Origin of the sequence: Parvibaculum sp. (assembly GCF_035511255.1) — a bacterium.
GTDB lineage: Bacteria > Pseudomonadota > Alphaproteobacteria > Parvibaculales > Parvibaculaceae > Parvibaculum.
In genome coordinates, this window is sequence record NZ_DATKFR010000480.1 from 1 (window position 1) to 2,635 (window position 2,635).

Annotated in this window: 4 protein-coding genes; 2 read left to right on the forward strand and 2 right to left on the reverse strand. The window is 64.4% G+C overall.

What is annotated here, in order from left to right; genetic code table 11:
- The coding region (locus VMR03_RS17895) for an SDR family NAD(P)-dependent oxidoreductase (protein ID WP_325407643.1) at positions 1-746 on the reverse strand (746 nt) is incomplete at its 3' end.
- 253 nt (positions 747-999) lie between these two features.
- Between VMR03_RS17895 and VMR03_RS17900 the strand changes: the two genes are divergently transcribed.
- Both VMR03_RS17900 and VMR03_RS17905 read left to right on the forward strand, forming a co-directional pair.
- Positions 1,000-1,398 carry a YkvA family protein gene (locus tag VMR03_RS17900; RefSeq protein WP_325407645.1) on the forward strand — a complete coding sequence of 133 codons (399 nt, stop codon included), beginning with the start codon at positions 1,000-1,002 and terminating at the stop codon, positions 1,396-1,398.
- A 25-nt stretch (positions 1,399-1,423) separates the two neighbouring features.
- Positions 1,424-2,023 (forward strand): pyridoxamine 5'-phosphate oxidase family protein, encoded by a 600-nt coding sequence (locus tag VMR03_RS17905; RefSeq protein WP_325407647.1) that lies wholly within the window; start codon positions 1,424-1,426, stop codon positions 2,021-2,023.
- On the opposite strand, the gene VMR03_RS17910 is transcribed toward VMR03_RS17905, so the two are convergent.
- Positions 1,999-2,635 (reverse strand): serine hydrolase (locus VMR03_RS17910; protein ID WP_325407649.1); only part of this gene is annotated, 637 nt, incomplete at its 5' end. The genes VMR03_RS17905 and VMR03_RS17910 overlap by 25 nt on opposite strands.

A 2,635-nucleotide genomic window follows, 5' to 3' on the forward strand; every position in this document is an offset into this window, starting at 1 on the left:
ACCGTCTCGCCGTTGAAGTAGCCGTTCTCGACCATCTGCAGGGCGAGCGAGGCATATTCGACCGGATTGCCGAGACGCGACGGGAACGGCACCTGCGCGCCGAGCGCCTGACGCACCTTTTCCGGCGCGCCGGCGAGGAGCGGCGTGTCGAAGATGCCCGGCAGGATCGTGTTGACGCGAATGCCTTCGCGGCTGAGATCGCGCGCGATGGGGAGCGTCATGCCGACGACACCGGCCTTCGACGCCGAATAAGCCGCCTGGCCGATCTGGCCGTCGACGGCCGCGACCGAACCGGTGTTGACGATCGCGCCGCGATCGCCGTCGGGCAGCGGATCGAGCGTCAGCATGCCGGCCGCCGATTTCGCGATGCAGCGGAACGTGCCGACGAGGTTGATCTGGATGATGAGATTGAACTTGTCGAGCGGGAAGTGCTCGGGCGCACCCGTCTCCTTGTTCTTCGACGCGGTCTTGATCGCGTTGCCCGTGCCGGCGCAGTTGATGAGGATGCGCTCCTGGCCGTTGGCCGCGCGCACCTTCGCGAAACCGGCATCGACGCTCGCTTCGTCGGTCACGTTGACCTTGGCGAAGCAGCCGCCGAGTTCCTTGGCGAGCGCTTCGCCCTTGTCTTCCTGAAGATCGAAGATGCCGACCTTCACGCCCTTCGCGGCAAGCGCGCGGGCGGTCGCCGCGCCGAGGCCCGAAGCGCCGCCGGTCACGATGGCGCTGATGCTGGAATCGAGTTTCATGGTCTGTGGTCCCTTCTCATGGCAGGCCGAATGCCCGGCCGTCTCCCGTTTGGCGCTTGTCCCGCGCCGGATTGGCGCCGATTTAACAAATTCGCGGGCCCAAGCGCGAGCCAAAAATGCCGATAACAAAAGGAATTAGCGTCGCATCGCTTTGACGCAGCGTCCGCCTCGCCTTGCGGCGGACGGGCGCCTGCCCCATCTTTCTGGGCAGGCGCGTCCCTTTAAGGATTCCCGACAGGATTATTGAAAGCCCATGTCGCAGCGAGACATCGAAACCGAGCTTGAGAGCCCCGCCTTGAACCTTCCCGCCGTCGTCGCCCGCAACGAACGGACCGTGCGCGAAGGTTTCTGGCGAAAAATGGCGCGCGTCGCCGGCAAGATACCCTTCGCCGAGGATGCCGCCGCCGCCTGGTTCTGCACCCGCGATCACGAGACGCCGCTGCGCGTCAAGGCGACGCTGCTCGCCGCGCTCGCCTATTTCGTTCTGCCTACGGACATCATCCCGGATTTCATCGCCGGTCTCGGCTTCACCGACGACGCGAGCGTGCTGATGGCCGCGATCGGTCTCGTCTCGAGCCACCTGAAACCCACGCATCGCGAAGCCGCCCGCAAGGCGCTCGGCCTTCCGCCGAAGGACAAGCCCATAGCCTGACGGATCGTCCAGGCAGGAGAAAACGATGGAACACAAGGTCAGCGACGTCGCCTTCACCGCGTCCGTCAAGGCGGTGCAGGAAAAGCGCGGCAGCCGCGAGCATTATGCGGAGACGGATTTCCGCGACCGGATTTCGCCGGACATCGCCGCCTTCGTCGCCGAACGCGACTCCTTCTATCTCGCCACCGCAAGCGCCGACGGCCAGCCCTATATCCAGCATCGCGGCGGGCCGAAAGGTTTCCTTCGCGTCCTCGACGAGCACACGCTCGCCTTCGCCGACTACACCGGCAACCATCAGTACATCACGACCGGCAATCTCGCCGAGAACGATCGCGCCTATATCTTCCTGATGGATTACGCAAACCGCGCCCGCGTCAAGATCTGGGGACGCGCCGAAGTGATCGCCGACAAGGAGATCATCCGGCAACTGATGCCCGAGGGCTATCGCGCCCGTCCGCTGCAGGCGATCGTCTTCCGCGTCACCGCGCTGGACACGAACTGTCCCCAGCATATCCCGCAGAAATTCGACGCCGCCGACGTGACGGGCGCGCTGGCGCATCTGCAATCGAAAATCGACGCGCTCGAAGCCGAACTCGCGACTTATAAGGCCCAGACGCCGCTCTGATTGGAGCGGTAGCCAAGCGCGAGATAGGCCGCGTCGATCAGCGACTGACAGCGGTCGTTGACGAGAATGCCGTTGCCCATCTTGTTCATGTTGTAGCCGAAGCTCATGCGCGCTTCCGGGTCGGCGAAACCGATCGAGCCGCCCATGCCGACATGGCCAAAGGCGGCCTCCGAAAGGATCACGCTCATGCCGCGCGCGTTCTCGACCTTGCGATTGTCCATCGACTTCATGAAGCCGAGCGCGAAGCGCGTCGGGATGAGCAGCGTCGCATCCTCATGCGTCGCCATCGCGACGCGGCCCATGCGGGCGAGCGTATCCTTCGAGACGAGCTTGCCGCCGCCATTGGCAAGCGGCGCATAAAGACCGGCGAGCCCGCGCCCGTTCGAGATGCCGTTCGCCGAACCGATCTCCGCCGCGTGGCATTCGCGCGAATTGAAATTCGCATTGCCATTGTTGCCGAGAAAGAGCGCGGAGGCCGATTGCGGATCCTTGATGACGGCTTGCGTGAACTTCGACTTCATCGTCACCTCGTCCGGCACCGCGTAGATCATCGGCGCGACGCGGGCCTCGTCCACTTCCGGCAAGCCGATCTGGAAGTCGATGCCCAGCGGC